Below are 17,511 nucleotides of genomic sequence, written 5' to 3'. Positions count from 1 at the left end.
GCTTCAGCCCGGTGTGCGGGTCGGCGGGCTGGACGGGGTCGGCAACCCGGGCGGCGTACGCCGAGGAGGCCGCATCGGCGTGGTCGAGCTCGGAGTATTCGTAGGCCGCGCCGTCGGCGTCCCAAGAGGCGGCAACGTAGGCGGCGCTGTCGGCGTCGGGACAGGTGTAGTCGGAGTCATGCGAGTCTGAGGAGAAGTCGCAGGCCGAACAGTCGCCGACGGACCAGGGTTCGCCGGCTGCGGTACGTCGCCGCGCAGCTGACCACTGCCCGCGACACCCGCGACCGCGACCACAGCGACAACCGCAACCGAAGCCCCGGCCGCAGCGACCCGCCCCCGGACCCGCCGCCGACGCGCGCCGGCGATCACCCGCGCAGGGTCAAGCGGCGCGATGGTGTCGTCCGGCGCCAGCACGACCCGGAGCTGCTCCTCAGCCGGCGTCCCGCGCTCGTCGTTCATGCTCGCTCCCCCACACCGCTCAGCTCCGGCGCGGCCCGCAGCTTGTCCAGGGCCCGCGCGTTCGCGCTCTTCACCGTCCCGATCGCCACCCCGAGAACCGCAGCGGTCTCCCGTTCGGTCAGGTCCTCGACGTACCGCAGTACGACGACTGCTCGCTCGCGCCGGCTCAGCGTGGCGAGCGCGGCCCCGACCGCGACCCGCCGATGGACCCCGCCACTCGGATCGACCTCGGCCTCGAGGAGCAGGTCGAGCTCGGCCGGGTCACCCGTCGGCCGCTCCCGCCACGGCCGGCGACGTACCCAGGACAGGTGCTGGTTGACCACCGCCTGCCGGACGTACGCGAATGGGTCGGCCATCTCGATCCGGTCCCAGCGCAGGTACGCCTTCTCCAGCGCGGTCTGCACGAGATCCTCCGCGAGGCCCGCATCACCACAGAGCACCCGCGCGAAGTGCACCAACCGCGCGGATCTGGCCAGCACGAACGCCGTGAAGTCGTCGTCACGACTCCCCGTTACCGCCATGTGCGCTCCGTCCTGCCGTCCTCACCTCACAGGACGCTGAGCGGGCGCCAAAGGTTCTGTCTGTTCCGAGAATTGTGTCGAGGCGGTCAGCCGGGTCAGCGGAACGGTGTCGGCGGCCAGGCGGACCCGGTTCCGGCCGGCGTCCTTCGCGGCGTACATGGCGCGGTCGGCGCGGAGCAGCAGGTCGTCGACGGTCGCCCCGTCGGTCGGGTACACCGCGACGCCGATGCTGACGGTCAGGAGGAAGGTGTCCGGGTCGAGATCCGGGTCGTCGAGTACGCCGGCGCACATCGCGGCCAGCGGGCTGTTGGCGACCGCGTTGCGGAGCCGGTCGGCAGTCACCGTCGCCTCGTCGAGACCGGTGTCCGGCAGCGCGATCACGAACTCCTCGCCGCCGAACCGGCCGATCACGTCCTTGGCCCGGATCGCGCTGCGCAGGATCGTCGCGACCGCGCGCAGCGCCTCGTCGCCGACCAGGTGCCCGTGCCGGTCGTTGACCTGCTTGAAGTGGTCGATGTCGATCAGCAGCACCGCCATCGACTCGGTCTGGTTCCGCGAGGTGCGCAGCATCTGTTCGGTCCGGCGGCGCCACCAGTCGACCCGGGTCAGGCTGGTCTTCGGGTCGGTCTGGGCCTCGGTCTCCAACTGGCCGAGGAGCAGCGCGCGCTGCGCGGTCAGCGTGATCGGGATCGCGACGAACGCGAACCACGGGCTGATCAGGCAGGCCCCCGCGAGCAGGCAGCCGAAGGTGGCGGCGGTCGCGTCGGTGCACAGGTCGTCCAGGCCGCCGACCGTCTCGCGACGGTTGCTGCCCGGGATGATCAGCGAGATCGCGAGCCCGCACAGCAGGGTGTCGGTTACGACGTACGCGATCGCGCCGGCGGCCATCGAGGCGACCAGGCCGAGGCCGCTGTCGTCGGTGAGGTCACGCGCGGAGACGAAGACCGCGTGGGCGGCGCCGACCGCGAGCACGTGGACGGCGGTCGAGAAGGCCCAGCGGTACGGGATGCACTTGCCGGCCCGGATCCGCCACCAGATCCGCAGCAACACCGCGACCAGGATCGCCAGCGCCGGATGCAGGATGAGCGCCGCGGCGATCATCCACGCCGGGGCGAAGTCCTTGTGCAGCGCGCCGCCGCGCCGCCGCCGGCTCTCCACCCGGCGGGCGCCCTCGACGGAGATCAGCGCGGAGACGGTCAGCGCGAACACGACGTCCAGTCCGCGCCAGCTCGGGCGGTCGGTGAACGCGTGCACGCTGTACCCGATCGCGGCCAGGTCGACGAGCACGACGACGGCGAACGCCGGGACCGTCAGGGTCCAGAGCGCCCAGGAACGTATCGCTCGCCTACTCTGCGCAACCATCACCTCACACGGTACGGCGTGTAGGCGTCAGGTCCCAATCGGTGACGGCGCGGCTGTGGATGACGACTTGAGAACGATCGCCGATGCTTCGACATTCATTCGTTTGATCAACAATCAAGTCAGGTTTTCCCTTGCGGACAAGAGAAAACCTGAACGTGTGCGTCCGAAAAATCAGCGGCGGCGGGCGGCGCCGAAGAGGCCGCGGACGATCTCGCGGCCGGCGGAACGGGCGAACTGCTTGAAGGCGGACGACCCGACGACCTGCTCGACCATCGACTTCTCCTGCTTCTGCGCCCGCGGCCGCGGCTCCTCCTGCTTGGCCTGCTCCTGCTGCTGCTTCTCGGCCTCGGCCTGCGCGGCGCCGGCCTGCACCTTCGCAGCCAGCAGCTCGTACGCCGACTCGCGGTCGAGCGGCTGCGAGTACTTCGCGTTGTTCGCCGACGCCTGCACCGTCGCGGTCAGCTGCTCCGCGGACGCCGGCGCCATCAGCGACTGCGGCGCCCGGAGCCGGGTCCACGCGACCGGGGTCGGCGCGCCCTTCTCGTTCATCACAGTCACGATCGCCTCGCCGATCCCGAGCTGGGTCAGCACCTCACCCAGGTCGTACGACGAACTCGGGAACGTCGACACCGTCGCCTTCAGCGCCTTCGCGTCGTTCGGCGTGTGCGCCCGCAGCTGGTGCTGCACCCGCGAACCGAGCTGCGCCAGTACGTCGTCCGGCACGTCCTTCGGCGTCTGGGTCACGAAGAACACGCCGACGCCCTTCGACCGGATCAGCCGGACGGTCTGCGCGATCGAGTCCAGGAACGCCTTCGAGGCGTCGTTGAACAGCAGGTGCGCCTCGTCGAAGAAGAACACCAGCTTCGGCTTGTCCACGTCGCCGACCTCGGGCAGGTCGTGGAACAGGTCGGCGAGCAGCCACATCAGGAACGTCGAGAACAGCGCCGGCCGGTCCTGCAGGTTCGGCAGCTCGAGCAGCGAGATGACGCCCTTGCCGTCCCGCTGCTGCAGCAGGTCCGCGGTGTCGAACTCCGGCTCGCCGAAGAACGCCTCGGCGCCCTGGTCCGCGAACCCGATCAGGGACCGGAGGATCACGCCCGCGGTCGCCGCGGACAGGCCGCCCAGCTCCTTCAGGTCGTCCTTGCCCTCGTCGGACGTGAGGTGCGTGATGACGGCCCGCAGGTCCTTGAGGTCGAGCAGCGTCAGCCCGGCCTTGTCGGCGTAGTGGAAGATCAGCCCGAGCGACGACTCCTGGACGTCGTTGAGCCCCAGCACCTTGGACAGCAGCACCGGGCCGAACGACGTGATCGTGGCGCGGATCGGGATCCCGGCACCCTGCCCGCCGAGCGCGTAGAACTCGGTCGGGAACCCGGTCGCGGTCCAGTCCTGGCCGATCGACTTGGTCCGAGCCAGCAGCTTGTCGTTGCCCTCACCCGGCTGCGAGACGCCGGACAGGTCGCCCTTGATGTCGGCGGCGAACACCGCGACACCGGCCGCGGACAGCTGCTCGGCCATCAACTGCAGGGTCTTCGTCTTACCGGTACCGGTGGCACCCGCGACCAGGCCGTGCCGGTTCATCATCCCCAGCGGGATCCGGACCGCCGCCTCCGGGTTCGGCTCGCCGTCGACCAGCAGTGCGCCCAGCTCGAGCGCCGCCCCCTCGAACGCGTACCCCTGCTTCACGGTCTCCACGACGTCGGCTTTCTCGGCCATCTGAGCGCGCCTTTCCCCGGTTGACGGAACTACCCGTCGGCATGCTAGTCCCCCGGACTCAGCGCATGACGACTACACGCGTCGCGCCCGCCGCGAAGGACCAGATCGCGACCGACATCGAGGCCGAGACCCGGATGCAGCCGTGCGAGGCCCGGTAGTTCGTCCCGAGCAGCCAGTCGGCGTGGATCTGCTGCCCGTTCGACTTGTACGTCGGGATCTGGTGGAACCCGACCCCGCACGGTGCGAACCGGACGAAATGGTTCAGGTAGAGCCGTCCGCCGTCGGTGTTCCGCAGTACCCGCGCCGCCCGCCCGCACTTCGAGCCGCTCGTGTACGTGCCGGCCTTCAGGTACGTCGGGTTGTCGATGATCCCGCCCTGCCGGACCACCTTGCCGCGGGCATCGATCAGCCACACCCAGTTCTGCGTCTGGCTGATCACGATCCGGCGCCCGGTCCCCGAGCGGCCCGGCACCGGGCGGACGTCGCAGCGCTTCGCGGTCGAGGCCATCAGACGCGCGTACGTCGTACTGTTCAGCGAGCCGGTCTGGCTCAGGACGTTGGCGGACTGGAACCGGACCGTGGCCGCCTGGGTCATCGCGCCGGCCTTGCCGTCGACCGGGCCGGAGGTGCAGCCGAGACCGTTCAACCGGGTCTGGGCCGCCTTCACCTGAGACACCGTGATCGCCTCGGCGGGCACCGTCGTACCGAGCGCAACCAGCGTGATCGCCGCGGTCGCGAGGCCGAGTTTCGGAAGAATTCGCATACCGTTCACCCCCATGCTCGTGGGCGCGGGACCGCGCTCACTGCTCCCTGTGCTGTGGGACGTCCCACGGCGCCAAAAGGTTGAGTCGTGTCACCGGCCTATTCCGGTGACATTCATGACCTCCTCGTAGGACCTTTCACACCGCTAGACTTCGGGGGGTGATCTTCAAGCGTGTCGGGGACGACAAGCCGTACCCGGACCACGGGCTGCGGCCGAAGGACTGGTCTTCGCTGCCGCCCAGGCAGGTGCGGCTGGACGAACTCGTCACGACGAAGGGCACTTTGGACCTGAACGCGCTGCTCGACGAGGACTCGACTTTCTACGGCGATCTGTTCGCGCACGTGGTGGAGTGGAAGGGCGACATGTACCTCGAGGACGGCCTGCACCGCGCGCTCCGTGCGGCGCTGCAGCAGCGTCAGGTCCTGCATGCACGGGTTCTGGTAGTGGACTGACCAATGGCTGCCGCTCACGGGGGGTGGAGCAAATGACAGCGATCCATCCGCAACCGAGACCGCACTCGCGGATCCGGTGGCGTACACCGATCACGATGGTGATCTTGCTGGGGATCCTCGCCGGTGGGGGCTGGTGGGGCTGGAACTCGCTGGTGAACAGCAGCGCGGAGCCGACCTGCACCGAGCAGAAGCTGACGAACAACCGCCTGGTCCCGAAGCAGGTCGTGCTGAACGTCTACAACGGCGGCGCCCGCGCGGGCTCGGCCGGCCGGGTCGCCGAGGCGCTCAAGCAGCGCGGGTTCAACATCGACAAGGTCGCGAACGAGCCCAAGGGCGACAAGGTCGATGTGGTGGCGCTGCGCGGTGCCGCCGCGGACGCGCCCGAGATGCTCCTGGTCGCGGGTCAGCTGAACCAGAAGGCGGTCATGATCGCCGACGGCCGCACCGACCACACGGTCGACCTGGTCATCGGCGCCGGTTTCGGCTCCGTGAAGCTCAAGGGCATCCCGTCGGTCACGGTCGCCCCCGGCGCCACGGTCTGCCTCCCGGTCATCCACAGCCCGCAGCCGATCCCGTCGGGCCAGAACCCCAACTAGTTCTGTTCGCGGCCGCGTTCGCCGAACCAGCCGGCCAGGCGGCCGGCTCGGGAGACGGCGCGGAGGCGGCGGACGGTCTGTTCGCGGACCGGGCTGGGCGCGACCACGAGCAGGTTGTCGCCGGCCCGGAGCACGGTACGGCGGTCCGGGACGAAGGCTCGTTCGCCGCGGATCACCAGCGCGATCGAGACACCGGGCGGTAGCCGCAGCTCGGCGATCTCGACCCCGGCCAGCCGGGACTCGCTCGGTACGTGCACCTGGAGCATGTCCGCGCCGAGCGACTCCAGCGGCGCTACGTCGATGTCCACCTCGTACGCCGCGTTCTCGTCGAGGACCTTCAGCCGCTTCGCCAGCCACGGCAGCGACGGCCCCTGCAGCAGCGTGAACAGCAGCACCAGCACGAACACCACATCGAAGATCCGATCCGCCTGCGGCACCTGCTCCGCCAGCGGGATCGTCGCCAGCACGATCGGTACCGCCCCTCGCAGACCCGCCCACCCGATGAACGTCTGCTCGCTCCACGGCAGCCGGAACGGCGCCGCCGAGATCGCCACCGACGCGAACCGCCCGACCACCGTCACGGCAACGCCGATCACCAGAGCGACCAGGACGTCGTTCCGTCCGATCTGGCCCGGCGACGCGAGCAGACCGAGCATGACGAACAACCCGATCTGCGCCAGCCACGCCAGCCCGTCCACGAACGACCGGGTGGCCATCCTGTGCGGCAACTCCGCGCGGCCGAGGATCAGTGACGTCACGTAGACCGCGGCGAACCCCGACACGTGCAGCAGTACGGTCCCACCGGCGTACGAGATGACCGCGACCGAGAGCACCGCCAGCGGGTAAAGGCCGGCCGAGCCCAACGCGACGCGCCGGATGGCGCCGGCGCTGGCCCAGCCGATCAGGAGGCCGAAGAGCGCACCGACCACGAGCTCGTACAGCATCAGCCCGGCGAAGTGCAGGACGCCCTCGTCACCCACGCCGCCGGAGCTGACGAGCGTGACGAGCAGAACGGTCGGGGCGTCGTTCAGGCCGGACTCGGCCTCCAGCGCCCCTCGTAACCGCGGCCGCACCGCGACCCGGCGCAGGACCGAGAACACCGCCGCCGAGTCCGTCGGCGAGGTAACAGCCCCGAGCAGTACGGCGAGCTGCCAGTCGAACCCCAGCACGTAGTGCGCGACACACGCGACGACCGCAGTGCTGACGGCGACCCCGACCGTCGCCAGGACGACGCCCAGCGGGAGCATCGGCCGCACTTCGTTCCACCGGGTGGTCAGGCCGCCCTCGGTCAGGATGATCACCAGGGCGGCGAACCCCAGGGCATGCGCCAGCTGCGCGTCCTCGAAGTGGATGTGCCCCGGCCCGGACTCACCCAGCACCAGCCCGATCCCGAGGTAGATCAGCAGCGACGGGAGCCCGAACCGACCGGTCAGGCGGACGGCCACGATCGCGACCAAGAGCACCAGGGCACCGGCCAGCAGAATCCGATCGAGCTGCGAAACGTCCATCCTGGGGGCCCTCTCTTGCGTTCAGGTCCCGAGCAGTGTCCAGAGAGACGAAAACCCTGACGCATCACACAGCATCAGGGTCTCCGGCTATCTGGCCGCCCCGGAGGGCGGTTGGCGGTGGCGGAGGGATTTGAACCCTCGGACGGGGGTTGCCCGTCACGCGCTTTCGAGGCGCGCTCCTTCGGCCGCTCGGACACGCCACCGCCGAGGACAATATCAAGGTCTGTGGCCGATGAAGAAATCGCGTAGCCGGGCACCGGCCTCGTCGGCCAGCACACCGCCGACCACCTCGGGCCGGTGGTTGAGCCGACGGTCCCGTACGACGTCCCAGAGCGAGCCCACGGCACCGGCTTTCTCGTCGTACGCCGCGAAGATCAGCCGATCCAGCCGGGACAGCACGATCGCCCCCGCGCACATCGTGCACGGCTCCAGCGTCACGACCAGCGTGCAGCCGGTCAGCCGCCACTCGCCGACGTGCCGGGCCGCGTCGCGGATCGCGAGCACCTCGGCGTGCGCGGTCGGATCGCCGGTCGCCTCGCGCTCGTTGTGCCCGCGCCCGATGATCTCGCCGCCCTCGTCCACCACGAGCGCCCCGATCGGTACGTCGGGCAGCGCCCGCTCGGCCTCCTCGAGGGCCAGCGTCATCAACCGCGACCACGCCTGCCGCAGGATCGGGCTAGCCAACGGCTTCGATCGCGTCTTGGAACTGGTTGCCGAAGCCAAGCGTGTCGGCGATCTCCTCGAGCATCTCGTACGGGTAGAGGTCGACGTCGTCGCAGAGCGCGCCGAGGTCCATCGCGGTCATCCCGAGGTCCGCGATGATCGCCAGGTCGCCGGCCGGCACCTGCTCGTCGTCGTCATCGGCCAGCGGGATGTCGAGCTCGTCCACGACCTGCCGGGCCAGCGGCCACTCGGTCGCGGCGGTCACGTCGGAGATCAGCAGCCGGGCGCGGCCGCCGAGCACCCGGACCAGGACGAAGAAGTCCTCGTCGACCGACACCAGGCCGAGCACCCCGGCCTCACCGGGATACCGGCGGAGTGCGGACACCAGCGTGGACAGATCGGGCTCACCGCGCAGTACCAGCGGCGTGACGGTCCAGTTCCCGTCCTCGGTGTACGCAGCGACCGCGAAGTCCAGGTCGGTAACCGTGGCATCAGACACCGCATCATCGTCGCAGACCGGCGGCGTCCCGGCGATCTCAAGCCGATATCAGATCCGCCAACACCGGTCAACGGTCAGTGATGGTACGTCGCTCTGCGCATCGCCTCGCGCAACTGCCGGACCCGGGCCCGCCGGGGCGCGATCCGGTCGCGGAGGGCGCGGGCTTCGTCGAGCTCGCGCAGAAAGGCGGCACGACGCCGCAGCCGGTCGAGCTGCTCGGGAGACTTCTCGGCCATCGAACTACTCCCTGGTGGGCGAACAGGGGCAGAATCCAATGCACTTTCAAGTCTGACAGCGAGCGCGCTTTCCCGCCGCGAATCGCCGACGGTACCGTTCGGCCTTATGCAGATCCTCGTCGTGGACCACCCGCTCGTCGCCCACAAGCTCACCGCGCTGCGCGACGAGCACACGGACTCACCCACGTTCCGGCGGCTGACCGAGGAACTCGTCACGCTGCTCGCCTACGAGGCGACCCGGGACGTGCGGACCGGTCCGGTCACAGTGCAGACCCCGGTCGCGGAGGCGCAGGGCGTGAAACTCGCCGCGCCGAAGCCGCTCGTCGTCCCGATCCTGCGCGCCGGCCTCGGCATGCTCGAGGGCATGACCCGGCTGCTCCCGACCGCCGAGGTCGGTTTCCTGGGCATGGTCCGGAACGAGGAGACCCTGACCGCGTCGACGTACGCCGAACGTCTCCCCGAGGACCTGTCCGGACGCCAGTGCTACGTCCTGGACCCGATGCTGGCCACCGGCGGCACCCTGGCAGCCGCGATCCAGTTCCTGGTGGACCGCGGCGCCGACCACATCACCGCCATCTGCCTGCTGGCCGCCCCCGAAGGCGTCAAGCGCGTAGAGAACGAACTCACCCACCTCGACGTACCGTGCAACCTGGTCATCGCCGGCATGGACTCCCACCTGAACGAAAAGGGCTACATCGTCCCCGGCCTGGGCGACGCCGGCGACCGGCTGTACGGCGTCGCGCACTAGCGGTACGAGGTCCGAAGGATCGCAGTCTCCATCTTTGAGAAGCCACCGACCATGATCAGGCTCCGAGAATGGTTGGTGGCTTCTCAAAGATGTCCCGAAGGGGTGGCGGGGGACGCCGGGCCGGACTTATGGCACGCATCCTCGGTGCCTGTGGCAACTAATGCGCCGCAGCCCGTCAGCAGCCGTGTGGCCGAACCCGCTCAGGTACATGTGCCCGACAACGTCACCGGCGAGCGTGAGCTGCGTCAGCGTCAGATCACCGCTGTTAGAAGGCGATCCGGCCCGCAGCTGCCCGGTGAAGAGCCGCTGGTTCGCACTGTCGAAGGCGATCGACTGCATGTTTTCTGCTAACTAACCACCCAACGGTGTTAGAAAGCGTAAGGGTACGGCGACCAGTCCGGCGATCGCTTCTCCAGGAAGGAGTCGCGGCCCTCGGCGGCCTCGTCCGTGCCGTACGCGAGGCGGGTCGCTTCCCCCGCGAACAACTGCTGCCCGACGAGTCCGTCGTCGATCAGGTTGAACGCGTACTTCAGCATCCGCTGCGCGGTCGGCGACTTCGCGCAGATCTTCTTGCCCCACTCCAGCGCCACGGCCTCGAGCTCGGCGTGCGGAACGACCTTGTTGACCATGCCCATCCGGTACGCGTCCTCGGCGGAGTACTCGTCGCCGAGGAAGAAGATCTCGCGGGCGAACTTCTGCCCGACCTGCCGCGCCAGGTACGCCGACCCGAACCCGCCGTCGAACGACGCCACGTCCGCATCCGTCTGCTTGAACTTCGCGTGCTCCGCGGACGCCAGCGTCAGGTCCGCGACCACGTGCAGGCTGTGCCCGCCACCCGCGGCCCAACCGGGGACGACACAGATCACGACCTTCGACATGAAGCGGATCAGCCGTTGTACTTCGAGGATGTGCAGCCGCCCCGCGCGCGCCGGGTCGATCGAGTCGGCCGTCGTACCCTCGGCGTACTTGTAACCGTCTTTGCCGCGGATCCGCTGGTCGCCGCCCGAGCAGAACGCCCAGCCGCCGTCCTTCGGCGACGGGCCGTTGCCGGTGAGCAGCACGCAGCCGACGTCGGTGGACATCCGGGCGTGGTCCAGCACGCGGTACAGCTCGTCGACGGTCTGCGGCCGGAACGCGTTGCGCACCTCGGGCCGGTTGAAGGCGATCCGCACCACACCGGCGTCGACCGCGCGGTGGTACGTGATGTCGGTCAGCTCGAAGCCGTCGACCTGCTTCCAGGCCGACGGGTCGAAGATCTCGGAGACAGTCACCTCGAGAGCATATTTCAGGGGCGTGCGGTGCTCTCCCGCAGTACTACTTCCGCCTTGAACGTCTCGGTCGTCGCGTCGCCGCCCTCGATGGCGAGCTCCAGCGCGCGGCGGCCCATCTGCTCCAGCGGCAGCCGTACGGTCGTCAGTCCCGGCCACACGTCCCGCAGCGTCGCGATGTCGTCGAACCCGGCGACACCGAGCCGGCCCGGTACGTCGACCCCGCGCGCCCGCAACGCCGACATCGCGCCGACCGCCATCACGTCGTTCACCGCGAACACGCAGTCCACATCGGCCTCGCGGTCGAGCAGCTGCTCCGCGGCGGCGTACCCACCGTCGCGAGTGAAGTCACCGGACTCGACCGCCACCGGCTCCAACCCCGCCTCGGCCAGACCCGCGACGAACCCGGCGCGCCGGTCCCGTGCGGTCGCAAGGGTTTCCGGCCCACCGAGTACGGCGAACTTGCGCCAGCCGAGCCCGACCAGCTCGCGCGCCAGATCCGCCGATCCGGAACGGTTGTCCGGTTCAACGGTATGCGCCGGCATCCCGGACTGACTGACCAGCGCGAGACCCGCGCCGGAGTTGAGGAAGGTCTCCACCTCGGTCGCCGTCCGCGCCAGGCTCTCGCTGTCGGTCCGCCGGCTGCCGATCATCACCGCGGCCCGAGCTCGTTGCGCGCGCAACGAGCTGAGGTAGGCGATCTCGCGCTCCGAGTCACGGAACGTGCTGGCCATCATCACCAGCAGGTTGCGCTCGTCCGCGGCGCGCATCACGCCGTTCGCGATCGCGGCGAAGTACGGGTCCTCGATGTCGTGCACCAGGATGCCGACCACGTTCGTCGACGACTTGGCCAACGCCTGCGCCTGCGCGTTCGGCGTGTAGCCGAGCTCGACGGCGGCGGCCTTGACCCGTTCCTGCAGCTCTGGACGGGGAACCCGGTCCCCGCCGTTCAGCACACGGGAGGCGGTCGCGACCGACACACCCGCACGCTGCGCCACGTCCAGCAATGTCACCGGTGCTCGCAGATTCACTGGCCTACCCTTTCGTGCGTCCCCCCGGGGGCGGTGGCGGTCACCCTACCGAACCCACCCGTTCTCACGCTGAGTATCGGGCAGGTCGCTGCCAATCCGGTCAGAACCTGGCGTTGCGGCGCGCGAGTGACTAGCCTTCCCAGCCATGAGGACCGTCCACGCCCGGGTGACGATCCTGGTCTCGTCCGTCGTGCTCAGCCTGACGACCCTCACCGGTCCGGCCTTGGCTTCGCCGATTCCGGACGGATCCGGTACGCCGGCCCCGGCTGCTCCCAGTGTGCCGCAGCACGTCGACGCGCGCACCAAGAGCACCCAGCCGGTCTACGACTACGCGAACGCGATCCGCGAGTCGGTGTACGTCGACACCACGATGGACACCGACAGCGACGGCCAGGACGACGTGATCGCGGTCGACATCGTCCGGCCGAGCGAGACCGCCCTCACCAACACGAAGATCCCGGTCATCATGGACGCCTCGCCGTACTACTCCTGCTGCGGACGCGGCAACGAGAGCGAGAAGAAGACGTACGACGGCGACGGCGTGATCCGGAAGATGCCGTTGTTCTACGACAACTACTTCGTCCCGCGCGGCTACGCGATGGTCGGTGTGGACATCGTCGGCACCGGCCGCTCCACCGGCTGTGGTGACGTCGGCGGCCGGGACGAGATCCAGTCCGTCGTCGACGTGATCGACTGGCTGAACGGCCGCAACACCGCGCACACCGCCGACGGGCAACCGGTGAAGGCGTCCTGGACGACCGGCGCGGTCGGGATGATCGGCAAGTCGTACGACGGAACGCTCGCGAACGGTGTCGCGGCGACCGGGGTGAAGGGCCTGAAGACGATCGTGCCGATCTCGGCGATCTCCTCGTGGTACGACTACACCCGGTCCGGCGGCGTACCGTACTCGGACGACTACATGCCCTGGCTCGGCGGGTACGTCGGTCACGACAGCGCGGCCTGCGACGAGGTCCGCGGCGAGCTCGGCGACAACGACGACGACGAGACCGGCGACTACACGTCGTTCTGGGCCGAGCGCGACTACACGAAGAACGCGTCGAAGGTGAAGGCCTCGGTCTTCATGACGCACGGGCTCAGCGACTACAACGTGCAGACCAACCACTTCTCGCAGTGGTGGTCGGCGCTGTCGCGGAACAACGTGCCGCGGAAGCTGTGGCTGGGCCTCGAGGACCATGTGGACCCGTTCGAGTTCCGGCGCGACGAGTGGGTGGACGAGCTGCAAAAGTGGTTCGACTACTGGCTGCAGGGCCTGCAGAACGGCGTCATGAAGGAGCCGATGGTCTCGGTCGAGACGACCCCCGACGTGTGGCGCAACTACAAGACCTGGCCGGCCGTCAACCGCCCGGTGTCGGTGCCGCTCTCGGTCGGCAAGCTAGGTGCCGCGGGCAAGGGTTCGGTGATGGTCACGGACGATCCCGAACTGACTGAGGACGACATCGTCGCGGACCCGTCGGAGGTGATCGCGGGACGGCAGATGTTCCTGTCCGCGCCGCTCACCGCGCCGCTGCGGATCAGCGGCACGCCGTCGGTCACGCTCCGCTTGAAGTCCGACTCGCCGACGACACCGGTGACCGCGCGACTCATCGAGTACGGCGAGGCGGCGCGGTACACCGGCGTACGCCGTACCGACGAAAGCACCTGTGAAGGCTCGAGCACCGACTACGACGACAGCTGCTACTACACCGTCGACAAGGTCACCACCCAGAGCGATCACGGCATCGTCAGCCGCGGCTGGATCGACGCCGCCCACAGCAAATCCCTCTCGAAGCCGACCCCGCTCAAGCCCGGCCAGTGGACCACCGTCAACGTCCCCCTCCGCGCCCAGGACCAAATCATCCCCAAGGGCCGCATCGTCGGACTGGCCATCACCCTCTCCGACACCGAATGGACGTCCCCCAACACCACCGGCGCCTCCATCAACATCGACCTGGCCGCCAGCAAACTGAACATCCCAGTCTCCTCAGGCCACCTGACGGCCCCCACCCAACTCCCCACCATCGACGTCCAAATCAAAACCCCCACCCAACGCCCCAACCTCCACGACCCCAAGAACTAGAACTCCCCGACTCGGCGGGGCTGTGGACAACGGACGGCGTGGGGTCGGGGAAATCGGGACAATGATGGGGTGTTGTTCACGGCGGCGGATGCCAGACGTTGGGGATCTCGCGGGGTGGCGATTGGCTCCAGTCCTCACCGCCGAGTCGTGGAAGTTGGTTCGTGATCGCAGCCAAATTCCACGTCTCGGCGGATTAGTTGCCTTCGGCTACGAAGTGCATTGGGTCGCCTGACGAGAGGTCATGGATGCCGGCGGAGGCGAGGGCTCCGACGAGGAGGGATCTGCGGTGGGCGGCGAAGGTTAGGACGTGGGCGACCATGCCGCCGTAGGTGAAGACGCGGGGTGGTTCGCAGGTGGTGTCCACGAAGCTTTCGTCGAAGCGGCCTTCTTCGTTGAGTTGGTTGACCAGGGCCACGAAACGGGCGCCGGCGTCGGCGTGGCGGGTGCGGAGTTCCGGGATCGGGGTGACGACCTGGCGGCCGCACTCGGGGACCTGGAACGGGCGGTCCTCGACGGACGCCAGCCACATCTCCTCCTGCCAGACCAGGCGGTCCAGGAGGTAGCGGATCGAGATGTCGTCGTCGATCCCTTCGACGGAGAGCTCGATCGGCCGGTCCAACGTGGCGGCGTCCAGGCGGGCGCCGCGTTCGATCAGCTCGCCGGTCAGCCACACGTGGTGCTCGACCATCCTGACAAGTACGTCCATGCCTCTCACCTTTCGTCGCGCCGGCAGCCGAAGCCCGGCCGGCGGCTGGAAATGCACTCCACTCGGCGCCGCGAGGAAGAACACCCGCGACGCTTCCCGACGCCACTCCCGTGGCGACATCCCGTAGGCCCTGGCGAACGCCCGCGTGAACGCCTCGTGCGACCCGTACCCGGCCTCGATCGCAACCTCGAGTACGGCGACCGGCTCTGCCAGCAACCGGTACGCCGCCCGCTCCAGCAGCACCCGCCGCCGGAACGCGAACGGCGACTCGCCCGCCACGGCACCGATCACCCGATCGAAGTGGAACCGCGACAGGTGCACCCGCTCCGCCAGTCCGGCACCGTTCACCGGACCGTCCAGACCGCTCAAACCGGCCGCGACCACCGCCACGAACTCCTCGAACACATCCGCCATGCCCACCACTGTGCCCTCCCCACCCGGCCCCGGACTTGATCGAAATTGCGGAACGTCTGAGTGGTTAACGGAGTACTCCACAATGTGTAGTAGTCTTCTCAGTGGAGCACCGCCGGTGCCGGAGGAGGTCGGGATGGATACGAGCCAGCTGCTCAAGGGCGTACTGGATCTCGCGGTGCTGGCCGTGCTGCGGGACGCCGACGGCTACGGGTACGACGTTCTCCGCCGACTGCGCGCCGCGGGACTCGAGGACGTGGCGGACGCCTCCGTGTACGGGACGCTCCGCCGGCTGTTCCAGGCCGGCGCGCTGACGTCGTACGTGCAACCGAGCGAGGAAGGCCCGCACCGCAAGTACTACGGGCTGAACAAGACCGGCCACGAACTGCTGGCCCGATCGACCAAGACCTGGAATCACTTCGCCGACACGATGTCGGTGCTGCTGGAGGAGGAGGCCGCGTGAACAGCACTCTGACCGGAGCGGTCGCGATCTACCTGACGCAGGTGCGGGCCGAGCTCAGCGACCTGCCGCCGGGTGAACTGGAGGACGTGCTCCAGGACGTCACCGACCACCTCACCGAGGTAGCGGGCGAGTTCGACGCCGAGCCAACCTTGAGCGACCTGCAGGTGCGGCTGGGGACGCCGCGGCAGTACGCCGACGAGCTGCGGACCGCGGCGGGCTATCCGGCACGCACCGAGCCGGTCAGCCAGGACTACCTCGCGTCCGGCTGGAGGGCGCTGCGCTGGGGCCTGATCGCCGGCACGGTCGGCCCGTTCTTCGTTGCCGTCAGCATCTTCGCGTGGTCGCACGACGAGACGGCGTTCTTCGGGCTGCTCGGACTCGGCGTGCTGTTCGTCGCGGCGTTCCTCGGCGTCCGGGCGTTGCACGGCAACGACCCGCGGATCGTCCTGGACACCCCACGCGGCGCCCAGTGGGCGACGGCGATCCGCGGCTGGATCGACCAGGTCCCGCCGAACGTCCGGCACGAGCTGGTGACGATCGGCCAACCGGTCTGGTGGGTCGCGCGCGGCATGATCGGCGCGGGTGGTTTCTTCGCGCTGTTCGGCGCCGCCTCGGTGACCGTGGTCGGCGCGATCGCCGGCGCGGCGGTCTCGATCTGGATCGGTCGCCGGACCCAGCAGGACCGGCGGTGGCTGTGGTACGTCGTACCGCTCAACGTCGTCGCGGCGGTCGCGATCCCGGCGTTCCTGGCCGCGGCGTACGTCGGTGCGTCGTTCGGGTTCCTGAACAACTACAACGACTACCGCGGGAGCTCCCGGGGCTACGAACCACCGACCAAGGGCGTGGTGGTCGACGGTTCCACGGTCTCGAACATCTACCCGTTCGATGCCCAGGGCAAGCAGGTCGCGGTCCGGCTGTACGACCAGGACGGCAACCCGATCAGCATGGAGCTGCAGGACTGCGCGACCAACTACGGGCAGGCGTCACGGGACACCACCAGCAACCTGTTCCCGCAGCCCGTGGTCGTCCCCGACGAGAACGGCGACATCGGCCCGGACAACTGCAAGGAGTCCACCAAGGCCCCCTTCGTCCCACCACCCGCCCCGGCCACCCGCACGTCCCCCACGCCGACCGCCGGCCCGACCACCGTCAAGCCCACGGGTACGCCAGGCGTGACACTCACCGTGCAGCCGACCAGGTGACCCAACGCGCGGACTAGGGTGACTGGCTTCGCTGCCCGCCCTGCTCTGTGAGGTACCTGCTCGTGTGGATCCTCGGTGTCATCGCCGCCGTCGCCATAGCTGTTGTCGCTCTAGTGCTGTGGTGGGCGACGCGCGGCCCTGACGACGACCTGGACAACGCCGAGGACTTCGCGGTGCAGCGCAAGTGGGAGTGGGAGGCCCAGCTCACCAAGGAGCAGGAAAAGGCCCTGATGGAGGGCCTGCAGTCGTACCACAAAAGCAAGGACGGCCCGATCTCCGTCCACAGCGAGCATGCCGAGGTCACGCTGTTCGCGCCGTACACCGTCATCTCCCTCTACCTGCTGGCGGACCGGTTCATTGCCCTCGGCCCGGATGCGGTGTCGCACCCGATGAGCTCGGTGGGGCGGTTGCTCGACGACTGCGCCGACAAGGAGCAGCCGGGTGTGCTGCACCTGCGGCACGACTGGTTCCCCGACGAGGGCGTTGACGGGATGGACACGGAAGCCTTCGCCGATCTGGTGATGGACGTGCTGATGGATCACCCGGACCGCCGAGTCACCAGCGGGTCCTGGAACGGTGACGGCCTGGTCGAGACGGTCGTCCACGCGGACCAGAGCGAGCAGCCGAACCACCTGGCGCTCGACCTGGCCCGGGTGCTCGAGCAGTACGGCGCGGCCCGGCAGGCGCAGCCGCAGACGCCGCCGATCGATCTGTTGCGGATGGTCCTGCCCAACATGGTGACCTCTGAGGTTCCGGGCGTGCTGTGGATCCGCCCGGCCACCGACGACGAGCGGAACATCCTCGCCGACGCCGCTAGAAACAACGGCGCATGA

At 68.9% G+C, this 17,511-nt stretch carries 20 protein-coding genes and 1 tRNA gene; 7 read left to right on the top strand and 14 right to left on the bottom strand.

Features of this window, described 5'->3' with window-relative positions; all coding sequences use genetic code 11:
• Positions 1 to 3: 3 nt before the first annotated feature.
• From ACLJOO_RS20445 to ACLJOO_RS20425, 5 genes are all read right to left on the bottom strand, one after another.
• Positions 4 to 459, bottom strand: coding sequence for a hypothetical protein (locus ACLJOO_RS20445; RefSeq protein WP_410788802.1), 456 nt, complete (start codon positions 457 to 459; stop codon positions 4 to 6).
• The gene (locus ACLJOO_RS20440; protein WP_410788801.1) at positions 456 to 980 is read right to left on the bottom strand and encodes a SigE family RNA polymerase sigma factor; all 525 of its coding nucleotides are present in this window, start codon (positions 978 to 980) and stop codon (positions 456 to 458) included. Before ACLJOO_RS20440 ends, ACLJOO_RS20445 begins: the two co-directional genes overlap by 4 nt.
• A gap of 21 nt (positions 981 to 1,001) precedes the next feature.
• Complete coding sequence (locus ACLJOO_RS20435; RefSeq protein ID WP_410788800.1) at positions 1,002 to 2,342, bottom strand: diguanylate cyclase; 1,341 nt, start codon at positions 2,340 to 2,342, stop codon at positions 1,002 to 1,004.
• 171 nt (positions 2,343 to 2,513) lie between these two features.
• The gene (locus ACLJOO_RS20430; RefSeq protein ID WP_410788799.1) at positions 2,514 to 4,055 is read right to left on the bottom strand and encodes a helicase HerA-like domain-containing protein; all 1,542 of its coding nucleotides are present in this window, start codon (positions 4,053 to 4,055) and stop codon (positions 2,514 to 2,516) included.
• A gap of 58 nt (positions 4,056 to 4,113) precedes the next feature.
• Complete coding sequence (locus tag ACLJOO_RS20425; RefSeq protein ID WP_410788798.1) at positions 4,114 to 4,818, bottom strand: L,D-transpeptidase family protein; 705 nt, start codon at positions 4,816 to 4,818, stop codon at positions 4,114 to 4,116.
• Positions 4,819 to 4,976: 158 nt separating this feature from the next.
• On the opposite strand from ACLJOO_RS20425, the gene ACLJOO_RS20420 reads away from it, so the two are divergent.
• Both ACLJOO_RS20420 and ACLJOO_RS20415 read left to right on the top strand, forming a co-directional pair.
• Positions 4,977 to 5,270, top strand: coding sequence for a type II toxin-antitoxin system VapB family antitoxin (locus ACLJOO_RS20420; protein ID WP_130386840.1), 294 nt, complete (start codon positions 4,977 to 4,979; stop codon positions 5,268 to 5,270).
• A 95-nt stretch (positions 5,271 to 5,365) separates the two neighbouring features.
• Positions 5,366 to 5,866, top strand: a complete 501-nt coding sequence (locus ACLJOO_RS20415; protein WP_410788797.1) for a LytR C-terminal domain-containing protein — start codon at positions 5,366 to 5,368, stop codon at positions 5,864 to 5,866.
• On the opposite strand, the gene ACLJOO_RS20410 is transcribed toward ACLJOO_RS20415, so the two are convergent.
• From ACLJOO_RS20410 to ACLJOO_RS20390, 5 genes are all read right to left on the bottom strand, one after another.
• Complete coding sequence (locus tag ACLJOO_RS20410) at positions 5,863 to 7,374, bottom strand: potassium/proton antiporter (protein ID WP_410788796.1); 1,512 nt, start codon at positions 7,372 to 7,374, stop codon at positions 5,863 to 5,865. The genes ACLJOO_RS20415 and ACLJOO_RS20410 overlap by 4 nt on opposite strands.
• Before the next feature lie 112 nt (positions 7,375 to 7,486).
• A tRNA-Ser gene (locus tag ACLJOO_RS20405) sits at positions 7,487 to 7,577 on the bottom strand.
• Positions 7,578 to 7,590: 13 nt separating this feature from the next.
• Complete coding sequence (locus ACLJOO_RS20400) at positions 7,591 to 8,019, bottom strand: nucleoside deaminase (protein ID WP_410789939.1); 429 nt, start codon at positions 8,017 to 8,019, stop codon at positions 7,591 to 7,593.
• 31 nt (positions 8,020 to 8,050) lie between these two features.
• Positions 8,051 to 8,536, bottom strand: a complete 486-nt coding sequence (locus ACLJOO_RS20395) for a tRNA adenosine deaminase-associated protein (protein ID WP_410788795.1) — start codon at positions 8,534 to 8,536, stop codon at positions 8,051 to 8,053.
• A gap of 74 nt (positions 8,537 to 8,610) precedes the next feature.
• Positions 8,611 to 8,772 carry a hypothetical protein gene (locus ACLJOO_RS20390; protein ID WP_410788794.1) on the bottom strand — a complete coding sequence of 54 codons (162 nt, stop codon included), beginning with the start codon at positions 8,770 to 8,772 and terminating at the stop codon, positions 8,611 to 8,613.
• Positions 8,773 to 8,878: 106 nt separating this feature from the next.
• Here ACLJOO_RS20390 and upp point away from each other — a divergent pair, with 106 nt between their 5' ends.
• On the top strand, positions 8,879 to 9,520 hold the full coding sequence (gene upp / locus ACLJOO_RS20385; protein WP_410788793.1) for a uracil phosphoribosyltransferase: 642 nt from the start codon (positions 8,879 to 8,881) through the stop codon (positions 9,518 to 9,520).
• Positions 9,521 to 9,646: 126 nt separating this feature from the next.
• On the opposite strand, the gene ACLJOO_RS20380 is transcribed toward upp, so the two are convergent.
• From ACLJOO_RS20380 to ACLJOO_RS20370, 3 genes are read right to left on the bottom strand one after another with little or no spacing between them, the layout of a single operon-like run.
• The gene (locus ACLJOO_RS20380; RefSeq protein WP_410788792.1) at positions 9,647 to 9,859 is read right to left on the bottom strand and encodes a hypothetical protein; all 213 of its coding nucleotides are present in this window, start codon (positions 9,857 to 9,859) and stop codon (positions 9,647 to 9,649) included.
• A gap of 29 nt (positions 9,860 to 9,888) precedes the next feature.
• On the bottom strand, positions 9,889 to 10,791 hold the full coding sequence (locus ACLJOO_RS20375; RefSeq protein ID WP_410788791.1) for a 1,4-dihydroxy-2-naphthoyl-CoA synthase: 903 nt from the start codon (positions 10,789 to 10,791) through the stop codon (positions 9,889 to 9,891).
• Between the two features lie 14 nt (positions 10,792 to 10,805).
• Complete coding sequence (locus ACLJOO_RS20370) at positions 10,806 to 11,819, bottom strand: LacI family DNA-binding transcriptional regulator (RefSeq protein ID WP_410788790.1); 1,014 nt, start codon at positions 11,817 to 11,819, stop codon at positions 10,806 to 10,808.
• Positions 11,820 to 11,964: 145 nt separating this feature from the next.
• Between ACLJOO_RS20370 and ACLJOO_RS20365 the strand changes: the two genes are divergently transcribed.
• Positions 11,965 to 13,896: a Xaa-Pro dipeptidyl-peptidase gene (locus ACLJOO_RS20365; RefSeq protein ID WP_410788789.1), complete on the top strand. Its 1,932-nt coding sequence runs from the start codon at positions 11,965 to 11,967 to the stop codon at positions 13,894 to 13,896.
• Positions 13,897 to 14,089: 193 nt separating this feature from the next.
• Here the strand turns inward: ACLJOO_RS20365 and ACLJOO_RS20360 are convergent, their stop codons facing one another.
• Entirely contained in the window at positions 14,090 to 15,016 is a 927-nt protein-coding gene (locus ACLJOO_RS20360) for a helix-turn-helix domain-containing protein (RefSeq protein WP_410788788.1), read from the bottom strand.
• A gap of 133 nt (positions 15,017 to 15,149) precedes the next feature.
• Between ACLJOO_RS20360 and ACLJOO_RS20355 the strand changes: the two genes are divergently transcribed.
• The 3 genes from ACLJOO_RS20355 (at position 15,150) to ACLJOO_RS20345 (ending at position 17,511) form a co-directional block, all read left to right on the top strand.
• Positions 15,150 to 15,476, top strand: coding sequence for a PadR family transcriptional regulator (locus ACLJOO_RS20355; protein ID WP_131295191.1), 327 nt, complete (start codon positions 15,150 to 15,152; stop codon positions 15,474 to 15,476).
• Positions 15,473 to 16,678 (top strand): HAAS signaling domain-containing protein, encoded by a 1,206-nt coding sequence (locus ACLJOO_RS20350; protein ID WP_410788787.1) that lies wholly within the window; start codon positions 15,473 to 15,475, stop codon positions 16,676 to 16,678. Before ACLJOO_RS20355 ends, ACLJOO_RS20350 begins: the two co-directional genes overlap by 4 nt.
• A gap of 62 nt (positions 16,679 to 16,740) precedes the next feature.
• Positions 16,741 to 17,511 carry a hypothetical protein gene (locus ACLJOO_RS20345; RefSeq protein ID WP_410788786.1) on the top strand — a complete coding sequence of 257 codons (771 nt, stop codon included), beginning with the start codon at positions 16,741 to 16,743 and terminating at the stop codon, positions 17,509 to 17,511.

The organism is Kribbella sp. C-35, from assembly GCF_046549195.1.
Taxonomy (GTDB): domain Bacteria; phylum Actinomycetota; class Actinomycetes; order Propionibacteriales; family Kribbellaceae; genus Kribbella.
Note: the sequence above shows the minus strand (reverse complement) of the source record. Positions and strands in the feature narration are given on the sequence as shown.

Excerpts from the sequence above, each read along its gene's own strand:
- ACLJOO_RS20445 (WP_410788802.1), bottom strand. The coding sequence starts at position 459 with ATGAACGACGAGCGCGGGACGCCGGCTGAGGAGCAGCTCCGGGTCGTG.
- ACLJOO_RS20440 (WP_410788801.1), bottom strand. The coding sequence starts at position 980 with ATGGCGGTAACGGGGAGTCGTGACGACGACTTCACGGCGTTCGTGCTG.
- ACLJOO_RS20435 (WP_410788800.1), bottom strand. The coding sequence starts at position 2,342 with ATGGTTGCGCAGAGTAGGCGAGCGATACGTTCCTGGGCGCTCTGGACC.
- ACLJOO_RS20430 (WP_410788799.1), bottom strand. The coding sequence starts at position 4,055 with ATGGCCGAGAAAGCCGACGTCGTGGAGACCGTGAAGCAGGGGTACGCG.
- ACLJOO_RS20425 (WP_410788798.1), bottom strand. The coding sequence starts at position 4,818 with ATGCGAATTCTTCCGAAACTCGGCCTCGCGACCGCGGCGATCACGCTG.
- ACLJOO_RS20415 (WP_410788797.1), top strand. The coding sequence starts at position 5,366 with ATGGTGATCTTGCTGGGGATCCTCGCCGGTGGGGGCTGGTGGGGCTGG.
- ACLJOO_RS20410 (WP_410788796.1), bottom strand. The coding sequence starts at position 7,374 with ATGGACGTTTCGCAGCTCGATCGGATTCTGCTGGCCGGTGCCCTGGTG.
- ACLJOO_RS20400 (WP_410789939.1), bottom strand. The coding sequence starts at position 8,019 with ATGACGCTGGCCCTCGAGGAGGCCGAGCGGGCGCTGCCCGACGTACCG.
- ACLJOO_RS20390 (WP_410788794.1), bottom strand. The coding sequence starts at position 8,772 with ATGGCCGAGAAGTCTCCCGAGCAGCTCGACCGGCTGCGGCGTCGTGCC.
- upp (WP_410788793.1), top strand. The coding sequence starts at position 8,879 with ATGCAGATCCTCGTCGTGGACCACCCGCTCGTCGCCCACAAGCTCACC.
- ACLJOO_RS20380 (WP_410788792.1), bottom strand. The coding sequence starts at position 9,859 with ATGCAGTCGATCGCCTTCGACAGTGCGAACCAGCGGCTCTTCACCGGG.
- ACLJOO_RS20365 (WP_410788789.1), top strand. The coding sequence starts at position 11,965 with ATGAGGACCGTCCACGCCCGGGTGACGATCCTGGTCTCGTCCGTCGTG.
- ACLJOO_RS20360 (WP_410788788.1), bottom strand. The coding sequence starts at position 15,016 with ATGGCGGATGTGTTCGAGGAGTTCGTGGCGGTGGTCGCGGCCGGTTTG.
- ACLJOO_RS20355 (WP_131295191.1), top strand. The coding sequence starts at position 15,150 with ATGGATACGAGCCAGCTGCTCAAGGGCGTACTGGATCTCGCGGTGCTG.